Below are 21,486 nucleotides of genomic sequence, written 5' to 3' on the forward strand. Positions count from 1 at the left end.
ACCAGTAAGTGGCGTGCTTGCACCGCGATTGGCCATGATCTGGCGCAAACCTCGTATCGATAAGGGCGTTTGCCCGTGCGGCAAGCTGGCACGGCGCTTGCTAAACAGGAAGTACGGATCAACGGCGATCCCCTGAATAAACGCACAACGGTCCAACGACGGACCACATGGACAACGGCGTCCGCCCAGGCTGATTTTTCATCGGCGGGGGCGGGCGCCGTTTTGTTTTATCAACGGGATATTTCGGGAACCTATATGGCCAGCCAAAAAGCAACGAGCATCGCGCTCTTCTCCCTCGCCACGCCGCCCATGCGCGCATTTCACCTGACGTGGATGGCATTTTTCGTGTGTTTCTTCGCCTGGTTCGCCTGCGCTCCCCTGATGCCTGTCATCAAGGGCGAGTTCGGCCTTTCCTTGGCGCAAGTGGCCAACATCAATATCGCGGCCGTCGCCATCACCATCCTCGTGCGCCTGATCGTGGGGCCATTGTGTGACCGCTACGGCCCGCGCAAGACCTACACGGGCTTGCTGCTGCTGGGCGCCATTCCTGTGCTGGGCGTGGCCGCTTCGCAAAGCTATGAAAGCTTTCTGTTCTTCCGCCTGGGCATCGGCGCTGTCGGCGCCAGTTTTGTCATCACGCAATATCACACCTCCGTGATGTTCGCCCCGCGCGTTGTCGGCACGGCGAATGCGGCGGCTGCCGGCTGGGGCAATGCGGGCGGCGGCGCGGCGCAGGCGCTGATGCCACTGCTGCTCGGTGCCGTGGTCATGCTGGGCGTGTCCGAATCGCTGGGCTGGCGCGTGGCCCTGCTGGTGCCGGGCGTGCTGATGCTGGTGATGGCCGTTCTCTACTGGCGCTATACGCAGGATTGCCCTGAAGGCAATTACTCGGACTTGCGCGCCGCCGGCATCGCCATTGAGGGTGGAAAAAAGGGTGGCTGGGACAGCTTCAAGGCGGCCAGCTCCAACTACCGCGTGTGGCTGCTGTTCGTCACCTACGGCGCCTGCTTCGGCATCGAGATTTTCATTCACAACATCGCTGCCGTGTACTACGTCGACCATTTTGGCCTGTCCTTGAAATCGGCGGGCCTGGCCGCCGGCAGCTTCGGCTTGCTGGCCCTGTTTGCCCGCGCCCTGGGTGGCTGGATGTCCGACAAGCTGGCCTTGCGCGGCAACCTGAATAGCCGCGTGACCCTGCTGTTCATGCTGATGATCGGCGAAGGCGTTGGCCTGCTGTGGTTTGCCAAGGTCGACAGCGTCACCTGGGCCGTCATCGCCATGCTGGTCTTCGGCCTGTTCACCCACATGGCGTGCGGCGCCACCTACGCGCTGGTGCCTTTCATCGACAGCAAGGCACTGGGCGGCGTGGCCGGCATCATCGGCGCCGGCGGCAACGTGGGCGCCGTGGCGGCCGGTTTTCTGATGAAGGGCACGGGCGACATCCGCCAGACTCTGATCATCCTGAGCGCGCTGGTGGTGATCTCGGCCCTGTGCGCCATCGCCGTGCGTTTTACCCGAGAAGCGGCCGAACCGAACATGGCCGCGGCCTGAGGAGACAGTAATGACTCACCCTTTGAACATCGTCGTCCTTGGCCATGGCATGGTCGGGCATAAATTCCTTGAACGCCTGGCATTGGAAAACGCGCCGCACCTGTCAGTGACGGTCTTGTGCGAAGAGCCGCGCCCCGCCTACGACAGGGTGCACCTGTCCGAATTTTTCAGTGGCAAATCGGCCGACGACCTGTCCCTGGTGGCGCCCGGCTTTTTCGACAAGGGCAACGTTGTCCTGAAACTCAATGCGCGCGCCGTCTCGATCGACCGCGCGGCGAAAACCGTCACGGCCAGCACGGGCGAAGTGCTGGCCTACGACAAGCTGGTGTTCGCCACCGGCTCGACGCCATTCGTGCCGCCGCTGCCGGGCAAGGAGCGCGACGGCTGCTTCGTCTACCGCACCATCGAAGACCTGGAAGCCATGCTGGCCTGGGGCGGAAAGTCAAAAACGGGCGTGGTGATCGGCGGCGGACTGTTGGGCCTCGAATGCGCGAAAGCCTTGCGCGATTTGAAGCTGGACACCCACGTGGTGGAATTCGCGCCGCGCCTGATGGCCGTGCAGGTGGACGAGGGCGGCGCGCGCGTCCTGCGCCGCAAGATCGAGGAACTGGGCGTGACCGTGCACACGCAAAAGAACACCCTGGCCATCGTCGACGGCGAATCGGCCACGCACCGCATGCAGTTCGCCGACGGCAGCCATCTGGAAGCGGACATGATCGTCTTTTCGGCCGGCATCCGCCCGCGCGATGAACTGGCGCGCGCCTGCGGCCTGGACGTAGGACCGCGCGGCGGCATCGCCATCGACGACAGCTGCGTCACGTCCGATCCGGACATTTACGCGATCGGCGAATGCGCGCTGTGGGGCGGCCTGGTGTTCGGGCTGGTGGCGCCCGGCTACGAAATGGCCCGCATCGCGGCGCGCCATGTGCTGCAGGAAGAGGGCGAAGCCTCGTTCAAGGGCGCCGACATGAGCACCAAGCTCAAACTGATGGGCGTGGATGTGGCCAGCCTGGGCGACCCGCACGGCAATGCGCCGGGCAGCCGCTCCTACCAGTTCATGGATGAACGCAAGCAGATCTACAAGAAAATCGTCGTCTCCGATTGCGGAAAATACCTGCTGGGCGGCGTGATGGTGGGCGACGCCAGCGAGTACGGCACCTTGCTGCAGATGATGCTCAATAAGATCGAGCTGCCGGCATCCCCCGAATTCCTGATCCTGCCGCAGGCCGATGGCCAGCAAAAGGTGGGCCTGGGCGTGGACGCCTTGCCCGAGGCGGCGCAAATCTGCTCGTGCAATGATGTGTCGAAAGGCGCGCTGTGCGCGGCCGTCGCCGAGGGCGCCACCACCATAGCCGCCCTGAAAAGCTGCACCAAGGCGGGTACCGCGTGCGGCGGCTGCGTGCCTTTGGTCACGCAGATCATGAAGGCGGAAATGCAGAAGCAGGGCCTGATGGTGAACAACCACGTGTGCGAACACTTTGCGTACTCGCGCCAGGAATTGCACCACCTGGTGCGCGTGGGCAAAATCCGCAGCTTCGGCGAACTCCTGGGCGCGCATGGCCAGGGTCTCGGTTGCGACGTGTGCAAGCCTGTGGCGGCAAATATCCTCGCCTCGTGCTGGAACGATTTCGTGCTGTCTCCCGTACACGCCAGCCTGCAGGACAGTAATGATTACTTCCTCGGCAATATCCAGAAGGATGGCACGTACTCCGTCGTACCGCGCATGCCGGGCGGCGAAGTGACGGCCGATGGCCTGATTGCCGTGGGCATGGTGGCGAAAAAATATGGTCTCTATACGAAGATCACGGGCGGCCAGCGGGTCGACCTGTTCGGCGCGCGCGTCGATCAATTGCCGGCCATCTGGGAAGAACTGATCGCGGCCGGTTTCGAGTCGGGCCACGCCTACGGCAAGTCGCTGCGTACGGTGAAATCGTGCGTCGGCTCCACCTGGTGCCGCTACGGCGTGGCCGACAGCGTGGGCTTTGCAATCCAGCTGGAAAACCGCTACAAGGGCTTGCGCACGCCGCACAAGATCAAGTTCGGCGTCTCCGGCTGCACGCGCGAATGCGCCGAGGCGCAGGGCAAGGACATCGGCCTGATCGCCACGGAAAAGGGCTGGAACTTGTACGTGTGCGGCAATGGCGGCATGAAGCCGCGCCATGCGGAACTGATCGCCTCCGATCTCGATGAAGCCACGCTGGTGCGCTATGTCGACCGCTTCCTGATGTTTTACGTGCGCACGGCCGACCGCCTGCAGCGCACCAGCGTGTGGCGCGACAATCTGGAAGGGGGCCTCGATTACCTCAAGCGCGTCATCATCGACGACAGCCTGGGCATCGCCCACGAACTGGAAGCGGACATGCAGCACGTGGTCGACACCTACGCCTGCGAGTGGAAGGAAGCCGTTTCCAATCCCGCCGTGCGCCAGCGCTTCCGCCATTTCGTCAACAGCGAGAAGAGCGATGAAAACGTGGTGTTCGTCGAAGAGCGGGGCCAGATCCGGCCCGCCACCGAGATGGAACGCCGCAGCACCGTGATCCCCATCCTTGCCGTGGAGGCGTGAGCCATGAATGCGATGAATGAACTTTCCGGCGCCACTGCCGACAACTGGGTGGCCATCTGTCCCTTGGCCGATATCGTGCCCGACACGGGCGTATGCGCATTGCTGGGTGGCCGCCACGTGGCCGTGTTCCGCGTCGGCGATGCGGCGCCGCGTGTATACGCCATCGACAATATCGACCCGAATGCGGGCGCTTCCGTGCTGTCGCGGGGCCTGGTCGGCAGCATCGGCGAGCGCGTCGTGGTGGCGTCGCCGATCTACAAGCAGCACTTCGACCTGGCCAGCGGCGAGTGCATCGAAGCGCCCGAGCATTCGGTTGCCGCCTGGCCGGCGCGCGTGTTTGCCGACATGGTGTGGGTGGCCCTGTGAATCCGCCAGTCAAGGCAACTGCGCGTCCCTCGCTGGTCGTCGTCGGCAACGGCATGGCCGGCATGCGCACGGTCGAGGAACTCTTGAAACTCGCGCCGGACCTGTACGACATCACCGTGTTCGGCGCCGAACCGCACGGCAATTACAACCGCATCCTGCTGTCTCCCGTGCTGGCAGGCGAAAAGTCGGTGGACGACATCATGCTGCACACGCGCGACTGGTATGCGCAGCATGGCATCGCCCTGCACGCGGGCGACCCCGTCGTGCGCATCGACCGCAAGGCGCGCAAGGTAGAGGCGCTGTCGGGCATCACGGTGGCCTACGACCGCCTGCTGCTGGCCACCGGTTCCACGCCGTTCATCGTGCCCGTGCCGGGCCACGAACTGCCCGGCGTGATCGGTTTTCGCGATATCAGCGACGTCGACACCATGCTGCAAACGGCGCGCACGCACCGCCACGCGGTGGTCATCGGCGGCGGCTTGCTGGGACTGGAAGCGGCCAACGGCTTGCAGCGCCAGGGCATGGATGTCACCGTCGTGCACATGAGCGGCGCCTTGATGAACCAGCAGCTGGACGCACCCGCATCGATGCTGCTGAAAACGGCGCTGGAAGCGCGCGGCCTGCGTTTCCTGATGCACGCGCAAACGTCCGCCATCATCGGCAGCACCCGCGTGGAAGGCGTGCAGTTTGCGGACGGCAGCAGCATCCCCGCCGACCTGGTGGTGATGACGGCCGGCGTGCGCCCGAACATCGCGCTGGCGCAAGCGGCCGGCCTGCACTGCGAACGGGCCATCGTCGTTGACGATTGCCTGCAAAGCTACGACCCGCGCGTGTACGCCGTGGGCGAATGCGTGCAGCACCGGCGCGCCACGTTTGGCCTGGTCGCGCCCATCTGGGAGCAGGCGCGCGTGTGCGGCGCCCACCTGGCCGGCGCAGGGCACCGCCGCTACGTGCAGCAGGCCAGCGCCACCAAATTGAAAGTGACGGGCATCGACCTGTATTCGGCCGGCGACATCATCGGCGGCGAGGGCAGTGAAGACCTGGTGCTGCGCGATCCGCGCCGCGGCGTCTACAAGCGCCTGGTGGTGCAGGGCAGCCGCCTGGCTGGCGCCGTGCTGTATGGCGACGTGCAGGACGGCCCCTGGTATTTCGACCTGATCCAGCAGCGCCGCGACATCAGCAAGCTGCGCGCCCATTTATTGTTTGGCCAGGCGCTGTGCGCCCAGGCCGCCTGACAGCGACCAACAGGATACGCCCATGACAAGCTGCACGCCCGTGAAAACCACTTGCCCGTATTGCGGCGTCGGCTGCGGCGTGGAAGCGACACGCCTGCCCGACGGCGCCATCCGCATTGCCGGCGATGCCACTCACCCTGCCAATCTGGGCAAGCTGTGCGTGAAAGGCTCTGCCCTCGGCGACACGCTGGACCTCGACAAGCGTTTGCTGCAACCGCAGGTGCGCGTCGATGGCGTGCTGCGGCGCGCTTCCTGGGATGCCGCGCTGGACCAGGTGGCCGGCGGCTTGCGCGCCATCATCGACAAGCACGGCCCCGACGCCGTCGCCTTGTACGTCTCGGGTCAGCTGCTGACGGAAGACTATTACATCGCCAACAAATTCATGAAGGGTTATGTGGGCAGCGCGAATATCGACACCAATTCGCGCCTGTGCATGTCGTCGGCCGTGGCCGGCCACAAGCGGGCGTTCGGCGAAGATATCGTGCCCGGCTGCTATGAAGACCTGGAACTGGCCGACATGGTGGTGCTGGTGGGCTCGAACACGGCCTGGTGCCACCCGATCCTGTTCCAGCGCATCGCCCGCATCCGCGAAACCCGGCCGGAGATGAAACTGGTGGTGATCGACCCGCGCCGCACGGCCACCTGCGAGCTGGCCGACCTGCACCTGCCCGTGAAACCGGGCACCGACGTGTGGCTGTTCAACGGGCTATTGTGCTACCTGGCGCGCGAAGGCGTGATCGCCGATGCTTTCGTCACGCGCCACAGCAGCGGCCTCGATGAGGCGCTGGCGGCCGCCCATGTCGACTGCTCCGATCCCTTGCAGGTGGCGAAAATCTGCAAGGTCGACCCGCAAGCCTTGCTGGCGTTCTACCAGGCGTTTGCCGCCACGCGCAAGGTCGTCACGGCCTTTTCGCAGGGCGTGAATCAGTCGTCTTCCGGCACGGACAAGGTCAACAGCATCATCAACTGCCACCTGGCGACGGGGCGCATCGGCCAGCCCGGCATGGGTCCGTTTTCCCTCACGGGCCAGCCGAACGCCATGGGCGGGCGCGAAGTGGGCGGCCTGGCCAACATGCTGGCGGCGCACCTGGATCTCGACAAGCCGGCACACCGCGAGACCGTGCAAACCTTCTGGGACTCTCCGCGCATGGCCGACAAGCCTGGCCTGAAGGCGGTGGAGCTGTTCCACGCCATCGAGGCGGGCAAGGTCAAGGCCGTGTGGATCATCGCCACCAATCCCCTCGTCAGCATGCCGGACGCCGACCAGGTGCGCCGCGCGCTGGCCAAGTGCGAACTGGTGGTGGTGTCGGACATCAGCACCGGGTCGGACACGAACGCGCATGCCGACGTGCTGCTGCCGGCCCTGGGCTGGGGCGAAAAGGATGGCACGGTGACCAATTCCGAGCGCCGCATCTCGCGCCAGCGGGCCTTCTTGCCGGCGCCCGGCGAAGCGCGCGCCGACTGGGACGTGCTGTGCGACGTGGCGCGCCGCATGGGTTATCCCGGCTTCGATTTCACGGCGTCGCAAGCCATCTTCGACGAACACGCGCGCCTGTCCGCCTTCCGCAACGAAGGGGCCACAAAGCGCCTGTTCAACCTGGGCCACCTGACCGGCCGGGATGCGGCGCGCTACGACGCCCTGGCGCCGCAGCAGTGGCCGCAGGACCAGGCGCGCCTGTTCGGCGACGGCCGCTTCGCACATGCGGACGGCCGCGCGCGCTTCGTGCCGACGGCGCCGCGCGCGCCGCGCAACATGCCCGACGAGGACTACCCGCTTATCCTGAATACGGGCCGGGTGCGCGACCAGTGGCATACGATGACGCGCACGGGCAAGGCGGCGAAACTGTCGGGCCATATCGCCGAAGCGTTCATCGATATCCACCCGCAGGATGCGCTGCTGTACAGCGTGCGCGAAGGCGAGCTGGCGCGCGTGTCCAGCGCCTGGGGCGCGATGGTGGCGAGGGTCGTGCATGGCGGCGGCATCGCGCGCGGCCAGGTCTTCGTGCCGATCCACTGGAGCGACGCGAATGCATCGGACGCGCGCGTGGGCGCCGTCGTCAATCCCGTCGTCGACCCCGTCTCGGGCGAACCCGAATTCAAGCATACGCCCGTGCGCATCGAGCAGTTCCGCGTACACTGGCATGCGTTCGTGTTGAGCCGCACGCCCTTGGACCTGGACGGCGTGGCGCATTGGACGCGCATCCAGGGCGAGCAGTTCCTGCGCTACGAGCTGGCCGGCCGCCAGCGCATCGATGACCTGGGCGCCTGGGCGCGCGCGTTGTTCGGCGTTACGGACGACAACGCGGACTGGCTCGATTACGCGGACGCCAGCGCCGGCGTGTACCGCGCCGTGCACCTGGACGAGGGACGCATCGCGCAATGCGTGTATGTCTCGCCGCGGCCAGACCTGCCGTCGCGCAGCTGGCTGGCGGGCCTGTTCGCGCATGCGCAAATGGATGCGGCGGACCGCGCCGGCGTGCTGCTGGGCCAGCCCATCGGCAAGGGCGTGGACGCCGGTCCTACCGTGTGCTCGTGCTTTGGCGTGGGGCGCAACACCATTTGCGCCGCCATCCGGGAGCAAAAATTGACGACGACGGCGCAGGTGACGGCCTGCGTCAAGGCGGGCGGCAATTGCGGCTCTTGCGTGCCGGAGATACGACAGTTGCTGCTTGAGGCGCGCAGCGCTGCCTGATCATCTGTCCTTTCCTGCGCGGCTTTGTTATATTGCCAGCTCTACAAGGAGAGAGGCAGTGTGATGACAGCAGGACAACACGACACGGTCTGGCTGACGGGCTTGAGCGGCGCCGGCAAGTCCAGCATCGCCGACGCGCTGGCGCGCCGGCTCAAGGCGCAGGGCCGCGCCGTGGCGGTGCTTGACGGCGACCAGCTGCGCCACGGCTTGAACCGCGACCTCGGTTTTACGCCGGAAGACCGGCATGAAAACATCCGCCGCGCGGCCGAAGTGGCGTGCCTGATGAACGGGGCGGGCCTGACCGTCATCGCCGCCTTCATCTCCCCGTACCGCGCCGACCGGGCCATGGCCGCCGCCATCATCGGCGCGGCGCATTTCATTGAAGTCCACGTCAGCACGCCGCTGGCCACATGCGAGGCGCGCGATCCCAAGGGCCTGTATGCAAAGGCGCGCGCGGGGCAGCTCGCGCAATTCACGGGCGTTTCCTCGCCTTACGAAGCGCCGCTGGCGGCCGCGCTGACCCTGGATACGGGCGTCCTGGCGCTGGACGAGTCGGTCGAGCGCCTGTGCCGGCATTTGCAGCGGCGGATGTGACGGCATGACGGCGACAAGGGATACATTGCGTAAATGGCTGCGCCGGCGCCTGCCAGCCAGCCTGAAAGCGCGCATGAGCATGGTCGTCTTCCTGCTCGTGCTGGGCGCGGTCGCTTCGCTGGCGCTGGCCACCCTGGCCGTGGCCGAGCGCGGCATGCGCGACGTGATGGGGCGCCAGCAGTACGTGTCGCTGGCCAGCGCCGCCGTCTTCATCGACGAGGAACTCGGCGCGAAGCGCAATGTGCTGCGCGCGATGGCGGACAGCCTGGCGGCCGGCGGCGCGCACGACGGCGCCAGCCTGCAGCGCTTCCTGGCCGCGCAAACAGTGCTGAGCAAGGAGTTCTATTCGGCCGGCGTGGTCGGTGTCGACGGTTTTGTGCTGGCCAGCGTGAGTCCCTTCAAGCCGCAGGCGGGGTTGAACGTGAAGGGGCGTCCCTACTTTGAACAGACGCTGGCGACGCGGCGCTCCGTGATTTCCGCGCCGCTCAACGGCAGTATTTCCGGCATGCCCATCGTGGTGGTGACGCAGCCCGTGTTCGACGCGCAGGGCGGCGTGCGCTATGTGCTGGCGGCCAGCGTCAACCTGCGCCAGCCCGATTTCCTCGGCCGTCTCGGTTCGCTCAAGCCTGGCCCGGGCGGCTACCTGTACATCATGACCAGCGAGGGCGTCATCGTCGAGCACCCCGACAAGTCGCGCATCATGCAGCATATCGAAGCCCATGGCCCCGTCAGCGTGCCCACGCGGCGCGCCATGCAGGGCTATGAGGGCTGGATGACGGGCACCACCACGCAAGGCATCGATGCCCTGTTCGCCTACCACCGCATCGCCTCGACGGGCTGGATACTGGCGTCCGTGTATCCGATGAGCGAAGCCTTCGCGCCGCTGCACGCCATCCGCAGCAAGATCCTGCTGGCCGCCGTGCTGCTGGCCGCGCTGGCGGGGCTGGCCGGCTGGCGCGTGGTGCTGCGCCTGTTGCAGCCGTTGGCGCGCTTGCGCCACCAGGTGCATGAGATCCGCCGCCATCGCCTGGGTATCGACGTGCTGCAAATCGAGCGGCGCGACGAGATTGGCGACTTGAGCCGCGATTTTTACTCGCTGGTGGCCGAGCGCGAAATGGCCGAGGCGCAGACGCGCGACAGCGAGCGGCGCCTGAAGCTGCTGACGGACCACGTACCCGTGGTGATCGTCTACATCGACCGCGAGCACCGCTACCAGTTCATCAACGCGACGTTTGAAAAATGGTTCGGTACGTCGCAGCAGGAAAGCCTGATGCAGTCGATGCGCGAGGTGCTGGGCGAGGAAGCCTACCAGCTGCGCGAGCAATACCTGCTGCGCGCCTTCGCGGGCGAGGAGGTCGAGTATGAATTTACCATCGATGGCGAGGGGGACGCCGGCCGGCGCGCCTTCCAGACCAGTTACGTGCCCGACGTGGGCGAGAGCGGCGCAGTGGAAGGCGTGTATGGCCTGATTCACGAAATCACGAAGACCAAGGCGATGCACACGGCGCTGCAGTTTGCCGCCGCCACCGACACCCTGACGGGCATCGCCAACCGCCGCCGCTTCGACGAGCAGCTGGCGCAAAGCATGCAGCGCACGCGGGCCACGCGCGCGCCGATGGCGCTCGCCTATCTCGATATCGACCGTTTCAAGGCCATCAACGACAGCCTGGGACACAAGGCGGGCGACGAGGTGCTGAAGGAATTCGCCGCGCGCCTGGTGCGCAGCGTGCGCGCCAGCGACCTGGTGGCGCGCCTGGCAGGCGATGAATTCGTGATCATTCTCGAAGGCGTGAACGGCGCGGCCGAAGTGCGCCAGGTTGGCGCCAAGATCATCGACGCCATCCGCCAGCCCTTCGAGCTGGCCAGCGGCCCGCTGCCGGTGACGACCAGCATCGGCATCGCCATCTTCCGCGAAGGCGGGCTGACGGCGGCGCAGTTGCTGGACCTGGCCGACCAGGCCCTGTACGCCGCCAAGGGGCAGGGCCGCGATGGCGTGGCGCTGCTCGAGGCGGCGCCGTAGCGACTACAGGGTGGCAGTCCAGTGGTCGAGCTGCTGCGTGGTGGCCGTCACGCCGCCGCACACGATGACGAGCACATTGCGGTAGGGCGCCAGTTCCGGCGCCTTGCAGTAGACGGCCGCCAGCGCCGCGCCGCAGGCCGGCTCCACCACCAGGCGCTGGTCGCTGATAAAACGCTGGCAGGCGTCGACGGCGGCCCGGTCCGACACCACCACGCTGTGCAGCCGGCGCGTCTGGCTGATGGCGTATGCCTGCGCGCACACCTGGCGCGCGGCCAGCGACGTGGCGATGCTCGTCACGGCGGGCAGGGCCACGTGTTCGCGCGCGGCCACGGCCGCCGCCAGCGAGGCGGCGCCTTGCGTTTCCACGGCCACGATGGCCACGTCATCCCAGCCGTTGCGCTGCAAGCCTTCGGCCACGCCCGCCAGCAGGCCGCCGCCGCCCACCGACAGCACCACGGCGTCCGGTTTCAGGCCCGCGCTGGCCACTTCATCGATCATGCCGGCATGGCCCTGCCACAGCAGCGGGTCGTCGAACGGGTGCAAAAAGGCGTCCTGCGGCGTGAGCATGGATTGCGCCAGGGCGTTCGCTTCCTGCCAGGCGGCGCCGTGCACGATGACTTCGGCGCCTTCCTGCGCGATCAGGGCCTTGGCCCGTTCGCTCGTCGTTTCCGGCACGACGACGATGACGGGAATGTTCAGCTGGCGTCCCGCATAGGCGACGGCGATGCCGGCATTGCCGCCGGAAGAGGAGATGAAACGGCTGGCGCCGCGCCGCGCGTATTCTTCGCAGGCCAGGCCGATGCCGCGGATCTTGAAGGAGCCGGGCGGCTGCAAGGCTTCGAGCTTGAGCCAGATGGCGCGTTCGCTGTGCAGGCTCAGCGCGCGCGAGTTGAGCAAGGGAGTTTCGATGTGCAGGGCCATGCGTGTTCCTGTTAAACAGTCAGGCCAGCATCATAGCCGAAGCACGCGCGCCGCCGCGTCACCCTTGCCGTATGTGTTACTGCTGTCAGTTCAGCGGGGCGCTCTTGAGCTGGTGCGTGCGCGCCACTTCCTTCATCGCTTCGAGCAGGTCGTCGCGCAGCTGGCGCGGCAGCTTGCCGAAGAATTCCTCGTCGTTCTGGTCGGCCATCTCGGCCAGCACAGGTACCAGCGCTTCGCCTTCCGTCGTCAGTTCGATCGAGTGCTGGCGGCGGTCGGCCAGCAGGATCGATTTGCTGACCATGCCCTTGCTTTCCAGGCGGTCGATCAGTTTCGAGACGGCGCCCTTGCTCATGCCGGACACTTGCGCCAGCACCGTGGGCGAGGTGCAGCCCAGGCGGAACATTTCGCGCAGCACCACCCATTCGGACACGGTCACGCCATTGGCTTCGGCTTTCTTCTGGAAGCTGTGGGAAACGTGGTTGGAAACGAAACGCAGCCAGTAACCGAGGTGGGCTTCCAGCTCGCTGACGGGGACGCTGTTGGGATGGGCGGCTTGCGGCATGGCGGCCGATTCAAAATTATGGCTCATTTCTCTTCCTTCACTGGGCGGCGTTGCCGGCATGGTTAAGGCCTTCACGCTTGCTGTCGAGTGGTTTGTTTGGGAACAATCATCGTACTTGAGGTATTTTTAACACTGTTTTCACAGGAAAACACTCAGCGGCAAAGAGTTTTTCCTTTTTTCTTGCTCTAGGTGCATAAAAAGCAATATCAAGCAAATAATCGTATTGCTAGAGAGGAAGATTAAAAAAATAACTCATGTTGCATCAATGGTAACAGCATTTTTGCCGAATTGATAAACATTTCATATCATTCTGTATGCTGGCCCACACAAGACGTATTGCCCACGCGACAGGGCGAGGTTTTCCCGCAGAAATGCAGCCCGCTCAGCCCAGCACCACTTTCACGCCCGCTTCGCGCAGCACTTCGGCAAAGCGGGGCGGCGGTGGCGCATCCGTAAACAAGATGTCGACTTGCGCCAGGTCGGCCAGGCGCACCAGTGCCTTGCGGCCGAATTTATGCTGGTCGGCCACCAGCCACACTTCGCGCGACTGTTCGATGATGGCTTGCGCCACTTTCACTTCGCGCGCGTCGAAGTCGCGCAGGCTGCCGTCCTCGTCGATGCTGGAAATGCCGATGATGCCGATGTCGACCTTGAACTGGCGGATGAAGTCGATGGTGGCTTCGCCCACGATGCCGCGGTCGCGCCCGCGCACCACGCCGCCGGCCACGATGACTTCGCAGGCCGCGTTGTCGGCCAGGATGGCGGCCACGTTCAGGTTGTTCGTCACCACGTGCAAGCCCGTGTGCCGGCCCAGCGCGCGGGCCACTTCCTCGGTCGTCGTGCCGATATTGATCAGCAACGAACAGCCGTGCGGCACTTGCGCGGCGACGGCGGCCGCGATGCGCCGCTTGGCGTCGCTGTTGAACACTTGCCGCTGGCTGTAATCGATGTTTTCCACGGACGAGGGCAAGCCCACGCCGCCGTGGTAGCGGGCCAGCAGGCGCGCTTCTTCCATCTGCTTGACGTCGCGGCGCACGGTTTGCGGCGTCACGTCCAGCTGCTGGGCCAGCTCTTCGACGGACATGGTGACCTTCTGGCGCACCACTTCTAGCAGGCGGCGCTGGCGGGGATTCAAGATCATGGTGCTCTCTTTAAAAATCACAAAACGAACAAAAACGAACAAATAGTACTAAAAATATGTTGCTATGGGTTCGTATTCTGGCGTAACCTTATTCATATTGCATGCGTATTACGAAATGGTGATCTTAACGACAGTCGCCGGCGATGCCTAGTCTTTCCGCGCCGGCGTGTCCCCGACAGACATGGAGTCCCGATGGCCGTAGCACAACAGGGTGTGGAGACAGCGATCAAATGCGACGTGCTGGTGGTCGGCGGCGGCATCAATGGCGCCGGCATCGCGCGCGACGCGGCGGGACGGGGCTTGTCCGTGGTGCTGTGCGAAAAGGACGACCTGGCTTCCCACACCTCGTCCGCTTCCACCAAGCTGATACATGGCGGCCTGCGCTACCTCGAATACTATGAATTCGGCCTCGTGCGCAAGGCGCTGATCGAGCGCGAAGTGCTGCTGCGCTCGGCGCCGCACATCATGTGGCCGCTGCGCTTCGTCATGCCGCACGCGAAAGGGCAGCGCCCGGCCTGGCTGATACGCGCCGGCCTGTTCCTCTACGACATGCTGGCGAAGCGGGAAATCCTGCCGGCCTCCAGCGGCATCGACCTGACGCGCCATGCGGCCGGCAAACCCTTGAAACCCGAATTCAAGCGCGGTTTCGTGTATTCCGACGGTTGGGTCGACGATGCGCGCCTGGTGGTGCTGAACGCCATCGACGCGGCCGACAACGGCGCGCACGTGCTGACGCGCACGCGCTGCACGATGCTGGCGCGCGAAGGCGAGGGGGAGGGCGCTTCTTGGCTGGCCACCTTGCAGCACGCCAGCGGCAGGCAGACGACCGTGCGTGCGCGCAGCGTCGTCAATGCGGCCGGGCCGTGGACGGCCGAGTTCCTGCAGCAGGCGGCGCCGGGCGGGCAGGGCCGGCATTTGCGCCTGATCAAGGGCAGCCATATCGTCGTCAAGCGCCTGTTCGAGCATGATCACGCGTATATCTTCCAGCATCCGGACGGGCGCATCGTGTTTGCCATTCCGTATGAGCACGATTTCACCCTGATCGGCACCACTGACCTCGACTACCAAGGCGACCGTGGCAAGGTGGAAATCGATGACGAGGAAATTCGTTACTTGTGCGAGCTTTCCAGTTACTATTTCAGCAAGCCCATTGTGCCGGCCGACGTGGTCTGGACGTATGCGGGCGTGCGTCCGCTGGTGGAAGATGCGGCGGCCGACGCCAAGGCCGTCACGCGCGATTACCGCTTCGAGCTGGACCAGGAAGGGGCGCCGCTGCTGAGTATTTTCGGCGGCAAGATCACGACTTTCCGCAAGCTGGCCGAGGAAGCGATGGACATGCTGGCGCCCTTGCTGGGCAACGCACGTCCGGCCTGGACGCAGCAGGCTTGCCTGCCCGGCGGGGACGTGTATGGCGCCGTGCCGCAGAACCGGGCCGTGCGCGAGTTCGGCCAGTTCGTGCAAGGCTTGCAGCGCGAATATGCGTGGCTGCCGGCGGCGCTGGTGGCGCGCTATGCACGCGCCTACGGCACGCGCATCCATGTGCTGCTCGATGGCAGGGCGGACGTGGCGGCCATGGGCGAGGAAATTGCCGCCGGCCTGTACGCGGCGGAAGTGGACTATTTGCGGCGCCATGAATGGGCCGTCGGCGCGCCCGACATCCTGTGGCGGCGCTCCAAGCTGGGCTTGCACCTGCCGCGCGAGACGGCGGACACGCTCGACGCCTGGTTGTTGCAGCACCCGTTGTCGCAGTAAGACGGACACGTTGGCGACCGCGCCCCGCAGAGGGTGCGGCGAAGAATAAGAAACCATCACTGGAGGAGAAGCGCGTGCAACTGGTACTGGACAAGATCAGCAGGAAGCAGGGGGCTGACGACTTTTTATATCCGATGTCGCTGGCCTTGGTGCCGGGCGCCATCAACGTCTTGCTGGGCACGACACGTGCCGGCAAGACGACCCTGATGCGCGTGATGGCGGGCCTGGACAAGCCCAGCGGGGGCACCGTGACGGCCGATGGCGTCGACGTGACGGGCGTGCCCGTCAGTAAACGCAACCTGGCCATGGTGTACCAGCAATTCATCAACTATCCGGCTTTCACCGTCTATGACAATATCGCCTCGCCCTTGCGCTTGCGCAAGGTGCCGGAGGAGCAGATACGCACGAAAGTGCTGGCGCTGGCCGAGCGCCTGCACATCACGCCGTATCTGCAGCGCACGCCCGGAGAATTGTCGGGCGGCCAGCAGCAGCGCACGGCGCTGGGGCGCGCGCTGATCAAGGATGCGTCGCTGCTGCTGCTCGACGAGCCACTCGTCAATCTCGACTACAAATTGCGCGAGGAATTGCGCCGCGAATTGACGGAACTGTTTTCCATTGGCAGCACGACGGTTGTGTACGCGACCACGGAACCGCTGGAAGCGCTGCAGCTGGGCGGCCACGTGGCCGTGCTGCACGAGGGACGATTGCTGCAGCAGGGGCCGACCCTGGACGTCTTCAACGCCCCCAACTCCATCGACGTGGCGCGCACCTTCAGCGACCCGCCCATCAACCTGATCCCCGCCCGCGTGGATGCTGCCGGCGTGGCGCAGGCGGCCGATGGCCTGTCGATCCGCCTGAGCGGCGCGCAGCGCGCCCGCCTGGGTAGCAGCACGGAGGTGATCCTCGGCGTGCGCGCGCACAGCCTGCATCTCTCGCCGCAGTCCGATGGCGACGTGGCCATCGCAGCTACGGTGGATCTGGCGGAAATCAGCGGCTCGGAAACCTACGTGCATGCGCGCCGGGGCGACTTGGCCCTGGTGGCGCAGCTCGGCGGCGTGCACAACCTGGAGATTGGCAGCGCCTGCACCGTGTATTGCCAGCCGCATGCCTTGCTGATCTTTGCCAGCGATGGCGGCCTGCTGTTCGCTCCTGCGCAAGGAGGGGCATGACATGGCGCGCATCGAACTGGTCGACCTGGCCCACGCCTACAAACCGAACCCGACGGCCCCCGCCGACTATGCGCTGCGGCCGATGAGCATGGCGTGGCATGACGGCGGCGCCTACGCCTTGCTGGGGCCGTCCGGCTGCGGCAAGACGACCTTGCTCAACATTATCTCCGGCCTGGTCAAGCCGTCGCATGGCAAGGTGCTGTTCGATGGCAAGGACGTGACGCAACTGCCGACCGAGGCGCGCAATATCGCGCAAGTGTTCCAGTTTCCCGTCATCTACGACACCATGACCGTGCACGACAACCTGGCGTTTCCGCTGCGCAATCGCGGCTGGAAAGAGATCGAGGTGAAAAAGCGCGTGCAGCAGGTGGCGCAGATGCTGGAATTGACGGGCGACTTGAAATTGCGCGCCAGCGGCTTGTCCGTGGACGCCAAGCAAAAGATTTCGCTGGGACGGGGCCTCGTGCGCCCCGACGTGGCGGCCGTGCTGTTCGACGAACCGCTGACGGTGATCGATCCGCATCTGAAATGGCTGCTGCGCAGAAAGTTGAAGGAAATCCACCACGAACTGAAATTGTCCCTGATCTACGTCACGCACGACCAGGTGGAAGCCTTGACCTTTGCCGACCAGGTGGTCGTCATGACGCAGGGCGAAGTGGTGCAGACGGGCAGCGCGCAAGCGCTGTTCGAGGAGCCCGAGCACACGTTTGTCGGCTATTTCATCGGCAACCCGGGCATGAACTTGCTCGATTGCACTCTGGACGATGGCGGCGTGCGCGTGGCGGGACAGCTACTGGCCGTGTCCGCTGACGCCCGTGCGGCGCTGTCTGGCGCGCAAGGGAAGATCACGGTGGGCGTGCGGCCGGAATTCGTCGAATGCCTGGCGGTGGGTGAGGGCGGCGAGGCAAGTGATCACTGCCTGGACGCCACGGTCACGGCCGTGCGCAATATGGGCACGCATTACCTGGCGGAATTTCAGCTGGGCGGCGCGACGGTGGCGGCCAAGCTGCGCGCCATCGACGCCGTCGCCGGGAATGCTGTGCGGCTGCGCTTTCCGCCGCAACGCACCCTTTACTATGTCAACGATAAGCGGGTGGCCTGATGATACATAACGGTAAAACCGATAACAACCGCCGCGCCTGGCTGCTGATCCTGCCCGTGCTGCTGTGCGTGGCCTTTTCCGCCATCCTGCCCCTGATGACGGTGGTCAATTATTCCGTGCAGGATATCCTGAGCCCCACGCAAAAGGTGTTTGTGGGCACCGAATGGTTCCGCATGGTCATGCTGGACGGCGACTTGCACAGCGCCTTGCTGCGCCAGTTGCTGTTTTCCGGCTCCGTGCTGGCCATCCAGATTCCGCTGGGCATTTTGATCGCCCTGTGCATGCCGGCCGACGGCTGGAAGGCGTCCCTCGCCTTGGTGCTGATCGCGCTACCCCTCTTGATACCCTGGAACGTGGTGGGCACCATCTGGCAAATTTTTGGCCGCGGCGACATCGGCCTGATGGGCTACACCCTGAACCAGCTGGGCTTTGACTACAACTACAACGGCAATTCGCTCGACGCGTGGCTGACGGTGATGGTGATGGATATCTGGCATTGGACGCCGCTCGTCGTGCTGCTGTGCTATGCGGGCTTGCGCGCCATTCCCGACGCGTACTACCAGGCGGCGCGTATCGACGGCGCCTCGCGCCTGGCCGTGTTCCGCTACATCCAGCTGCCGAAACTGCGCAATGTGCTGATGATCGCTGTCTTGCTGCGCTTCATGGACAGTTTCATGATCTACACGGAACCGTTCGTGCTGACGGGCGGCGGTCCCGGCAATGCCACCACCTTTTTGTCGCAATACCTGACGCAAAAGGCCGTGGGCCAGTTCGACCTGGGGCCGGCGTCCGCGTTTTCCCTGATCTATTTCCTCATCATCCTGCTGTTCTGCTTTGTGTTGTACACGTGGATGCAGCGCGTTGGCACGGGAGACCAGAAATGATGCACAAGAAAATGAGCAGCACCATCCTCGTCGTCTTTCTGCTCGCGTCCCTGTTACCCATCTACTGGATGCTCAACATGTCGCTCAAGACCAACGAGGAAATCGTCGGCGTCTTGAGTCTGTGGCCGCAGCAGCTGACGTTCGCCAACTACCACACGATTTTTACCGACCGCTCCTGGTACAGCGGCTACATCAATTCCATGATTTACGTGGCCTTGAACATGGTGATGTCGGTCACGGTCGCCTTGCCGGCCGCGTATGCTTTCTCGCGCTACAACTTTGTCGGCGATAAACATTTGTTCTTCTGGCTCTTGACCAACCGCATGACGCCGCCCGCCGTCTTCCTCGTGCCCTTCTTCCAGCTGTATTCCACGGTTGGCCTGATGGATACGCACCTGGCCGTGGCGCTGGCGCACATGGTCTTCAACGTGCCGCTGGCCGTGTGGATACTGGAAGGTTTCATGTCCGGCGTGCCCAAGGAAATCGACGAGACGGCATATATCGACGGCTACAGCTTTCCCCGCTTCTTCATCCGCATCTTCTTGCCGATGATTAAGTCGGGCGTGGGCGTGACGGCTTTCTTCTGCTTCATGTTCAGCTGGGTGGAACTGTTGCTGGCGCGCACCTTGACCTCTGTCAATGCCAAGCCGATCGCCGCCACCATGACGCGCACGGTGTCGGCGGCCGGCATGGACTGGGGCGTGCTGGCGGCCGCGGGCGTGCTGACCATCGTGCCCGGCGCGCTGGTGATCTGGTTCGTGCGGCATTACATTGCCAAGGGTTTCGCGATGGGGAGGGTGTGACATGGAAAATACCGATAGCACAGCCAGCCTGTTCGGCTGGATGGCGTGGACGCCGGAAGTGGCCATTTTCTTTATTTGCATCGGCTTGATGCTGGCCGGCATGACGGTGTGGCAAATCCGTTCGCCCAGCATCGAGCGCAAGGGTTTTCTGCCCATGCCGACGACGCGCGGCGACCGTTTGTTCATCGGCTTGCTCACGGCGGCCTATGTGAACCTGGCGTGGGCGGGGTTTACGGAAATGCAGCAGGCGATAGGGGCTGCCATCAGTTTTGTGTTGTTGTTGATTGTCATGCGTTGGGGATAACCGGCTTGCCGGTGTTGATGGATGCCGTACCGCCAGCAGGCGGCCGGTAAAAACTATAAAAGGAGATTCACGATGAAATTGAAGTTCACGGTCTTCGCGGCTGCGGCCATGCTCGTGTCGAATGCGGCCCTGGCCGACGCCAAGCAGGCGCAAACCTGGATCGACAAGGAATTCCAGCCATCCAGCCTGAGCAAGCAGCAACAGCTTGCTGAAATGAAGTGGTTCATCGATGCGGCGGCCAAGCTGAAAGCCAAGGGCATCAAGGAAATTTCCGTGGTCTCGGAAACCATCGACACCCACGTCTACGAATCGAAGACCCTGGCCAAGGCTTTCGAGGAAATCACGGGCATCAAGGTGCGCCACGACATCATCCAGGAAGGCGACGTGGTAGAAAAGCTGCAAACCTCCATGCAGTCCGGCAAGAGCATCTATGACGGCTGGATTTCCGATTCCGACCTGATCGGCACCCACTACCGCTATGGCGCCGTCGAACCGCTGTCCGACTACATGGCGGCCAAGGGCAAGGAATTTACCAATCCTGGCCTGGACCTGAAAGATTTCATCGGCATCAGCTTTACGACGGCGCCGGACGGCAAGGTCTATCAATTGCCCGATCAGCAATTCGCCAACCTGTACTGGTTCCGCGCCGACTGGTTTGCGCGCAAGGATTTGCAAGCCAAGTTCAAGGCCAAATATGGCTACGAGCTGGGTGTGCCGCAAAACTGGTCTGCGTATGAAGACATCGCCGATTTCTTCACGAATGACGTGAAGGAACTGGACGGCAAGAAAGTGTATGGCCACATGGATTACGGCAAGAAAGATCCTTCGCTGGGCTGGCGCTTCACCGATGCGTGGCTGTCGATGGCTGGCGCGGCCGACAAGGGCATTCCGAACGGCATGCCCGTCGACGAGTGGGGCATCAAGGTGGCGGCCGACAAGTGCACGCCCGTGGGCGCGTCCATGTCGCGCGGCGGCGCCACCAATTCCCCGGCGGCCGTCTTTGCGCTGACGAAATACATCGACTGGATGAAGAAATACGCGCCGCCGCAAGCGAACGGTATGAATTTCTCGGAATCGGGTCCCGTGCCGGCGCAGGGCGAAATCGCCCAGCAAATCTTCTGGTACACGGCATTTACGGCCGGCATGACGAAACCGGGCTTGCCAGTGGTCAACAAGGACGGCACGCCAAAATGGCGCATGGCGCCGTCGCCGCACGGCCCGTACTGGAAAGAGGGCATGCAGAACGGCTACCAGGACGTCGGTTCCTGGTTCCTGTTCAAGTCCACGCCGGACGACCGCAAGGCCGCCGCCTGGCTGTACGCGCAGTTCGTCACGTCGAAAACCGTGTCGCTGAAGAAATCGATCGTCGGCCTGACGTTTATCCGCGATTCCGACATCCGCCACGATTACTTCACGAAACACGCGAACGAATACGGCGGCTTGATCGAGTTTTACCGCAGCCCTGCCCGCGTGGCGTGGACGCCAACGGGCAACAACGTGCCCGACTATCCGAAGCTGGCCCAGTTGTGGTGGAAGAACGTAGCCACGGCCATCACGGCGGAAAAAACGCCGCAAGCCGCCATGGATAACCTGGCCGAGGAAATGGACCAGGTCATGGCGCGTTTGCAGCGGGCCGGCATGAAGGCCTGTGCACCCAAGCTTAATCCGAAGGTCGATCCGAACCAGTATCTGTCGGACCAGCACGCCCCATGGAAAAAGCTGGCGAATGAAAAACCGAAGGGTGAAACGATAGCCTACGACAAGCTGCTGCAAGCCTGGAAAGAAGGCAAGGTAAGGTAAACTGCCGCCGCAGTGCTGAGGGCACGG

17 protein-coding genes are annotated in these 21,486 nt (G+C 64.1%); 14 read left to right on the plus strand and 3 right to left on the minus strand.

The annotated features are described in order from the left end of the window. Window positions 1-255 precede the first annotated feature (255 nt). From ASN89_RS05980 to ASN89_RS06010, 7 genes are read left to right on the plus strand one after another with little or no spacing between them, the layout of a single operon-like run. Entirely contained in the window at window positions 256-1,551 is a 1,296-nt protein-coding gene (locus ASN89_RS05980) for an MFS transporter (RefSeq protein WP_058048613.1), read from the plus strand. A 10-nt stretch (window positions 1,552-1,561) separates the two neighbouring features. Further along, window positions 1,562-4,114, plus strand: a complete 2,553-nt coding sequence (nirB, locus tag ASN89_RS05985; RefSeq protein WP_058048614.1) for a nitrite reductase large subunit NirB — start codon at window positions 1,562-1,564, stop codon at window positions 4,112-4,114. Between the two features lie 12 nt (window positions 4,115-4,126). After that, entirely contained in the window at window positions 4,127-4,480 is a 354-nt protein-coding gene (gene nirD / locus ASN89_RS05990; protein ID WP_034754999.1) for a nitrite reductase small subunit NirD, read from the plus strand. After that, complete coding sequence (locus ASN89_RS05995; RefSeq protein WP_058048615.1) at window positions 4,477-5,715, plus strand: NAD(P)/FAD-dependent oxidoreductase; 1,239 nt, start codon at window positions 4,477-4,479, stop codon at window positions 5,713-5,715. Before nirD ends, ASN89_RS05995 begins: the two co-directional genes overlap by 4 nt. Window positions 5,716-5,737: 22 nt before the next feature. Next, window positions 5,738-8,407, plus strand: a complete 2,670-nt coding sequence (locus ASN89_RS06000) for a nitrate reductase (RefSeq protein ID WP_058048616.1) — start codon at window positions 5,738-5,740, stop codon at window positions 8,405-8,407. A gap of 24 nt (window positions 8,408-8,431) precedes the next feature. Then, a complete protein-coding gene (cysC, locus tag ASN89_RS06005) occupies window positions 8,432-9,001 on the plus strand; it encodes an adenylyl-sulfate kinase (RefSeq protein ID WP_235501885.1) in 570 nt (189 codons plus the stop codon). A 4-nt stretch (window positions 9,002-9,005) separates the two neighbouring features. Continuing rightward, window positions 9,006-11,021 carry a diguanylate cyclase domain-containing protein gene (locus tag ASN89_RS06010; RefSeq protein ID WP_082654419.1) on the plus strand — a complete coding sequence of 672 codons (2,016 nt, stop codon included), beginning with the start codon at window positions 9,006-9,008 and terminating at the stop codon, window positions 11,019-11,021. 3 nt (window positions 11,022-11,024) lie between these two features. Here ASN89_RS06010 and ASN89_RS06015 read toward each other — a convergent pair whose 3' ends face one another. From ASN89_RS06015 to ASN89_RS06025, 3 genes are all read right to left on the minus strand, one after another. Next, on the minus strand, window positions 11,025-11,942 hold the full coding sequence (locus ASN89_RS06015) for a pyridoxal-phosphate dependent enzyme (protein ID WP_058048619.1): 918 nt from the start codon (window positions 11,940-11,942) through the stop codon (window positions 11,025-11,027). A gap of 85 nt (window positions 11,943-12,027) precedes the next feature. After that, window positions 12,028-12,531 (minus strand): MarR family winged helix-turn-helix transcriptional regulator, encoded by a 504-nt coding sequence (locus tag ASN89_RS06020; RefSeq protein WP_046684031.1) that lies wholly within the window; start codon window positions 12,529-12,531, stop codon window positions 12,028-12,030. Window positions 12,532-12,886: 355 nt separating this feature from the next. Then, a complete protein-coding gene (locus ASN89_RS06025) occupies window positions 12,887-13,645 on the minus strand; it encodes a DeoR/GlpR family DNA-binding transcription regulator (RefSeq protein WP_185982124.1) in 759 nt (252 codons plus the stop codon). A 192-nt stretch (window positions 13,646-13,837) separates the two neighbouring features. On the opposite strand from ASN89_RS06025, the gene glpD reads away from it, so the two are divergent. From glpD to ASN89_RS06060, 7 genes are all read left to right on the plus strand, one after another. Further along, complete coding sequence (gene glpD / locus ASN89_RS06030) at window positions 13,838-15,397, plus strand: glycerol-3-phosphate dehydrogenase (protein ID WP_058048620.1); 1,560 nt, start codon at window positions 13,838-13,840, stop codon at window positions 15,395-15,397. 74 nt (window positions 15,398-15,471) lie between these two features. Continuing rightward, the gene (locus ASN89_RS06035; protein ID WP_058048621.1) at window positions 15,472-16,566 is read left to right on the plus strand and encodes an ABC transporter ATP-binding protein; all 1,095 of its coding nucleotides are present in this window, start codon (window positions 15,472-15,474) and stop codon (window positions 16,564-16,566) included. A 1-nt stretch (window position 16,567) separates the two neighbouring features. Then, window positions 16,568-17,668 (plus strand): ABC transporter ATP-binding protein, encoded by a 1,101-nt coding sequence (locus tag ASN89_RS06040; RefSeq protein ID WP_058048622.1) that lies wholly within the window; start codon window positions 16,568-16,570, stop codon window positions 17,666-17,668. Beyond that, a complete protein-coding gene (locus ASN89_RS06045; RefSeq protein ID WP_034754965.1) occupies window positions 17,668-18,552 on the plus strand; it encodes a carbohydrate ABC transporter permease in 885 nt (294 codons plus the stop codon). The genes ASN89_RS06040 and ASN89_RS06045 overlap by 1 nt, the downstream gene beginning before the upstream one ends. Then, complete coding sequence (locus ASN89_RS06050) at window positions 18,549-19,355, plus strand: carbohydrate ABC transporter permease (RefSeq protein WP_034754968.1); 807 nt, start codon at window positions 18,549-18,551, stop codon at window positions 19,353-19,355. Before ASN89_RS06045 ends, ASN89_RS06050 begins: the two co-directional genes overlap by 4 nt. Before the next feature lie 28 nt (window positions 19,356-19,383). Continuing rightward, entirely contained in the window at window positions 19,384-19,659 is a 276-nt protein-coding gene (locus ASN89_RS06055; protein WP_034755012.1) for a DUF2160 domain-containing protein, read from the plus strand. 72 nt (window positions 19,660-19,731) lie between these two features. Beyond that, window positions 19,732-21,459 carry an ABC transporter substrate-binding protein gene (locus tag ASN89_RS06060; RefSeq protein ID WP_034779106.1) on the plus strand — a complete coding sequence of 576 codons (1,728 nt, stop codon included), beginning with the start codon at window positions 19,732-19,734 and terminating at the stop codon, window positions 21,457-21,459. Window positions 21,460-21,486: the final 27 nt, after the last annotated feature.

The organism is Janthinobacterium sp. Ant5-2-1 (assembly GCF_001445815.1).
Taxonomy (GTDB): domain Bacteria; phylum Pseudomonadota; class Gammaproteobacteria; order Burkholderiales; family Burkholderiaceae_D; genus Janthinobacterium; species Janthinobacterium lividum_E.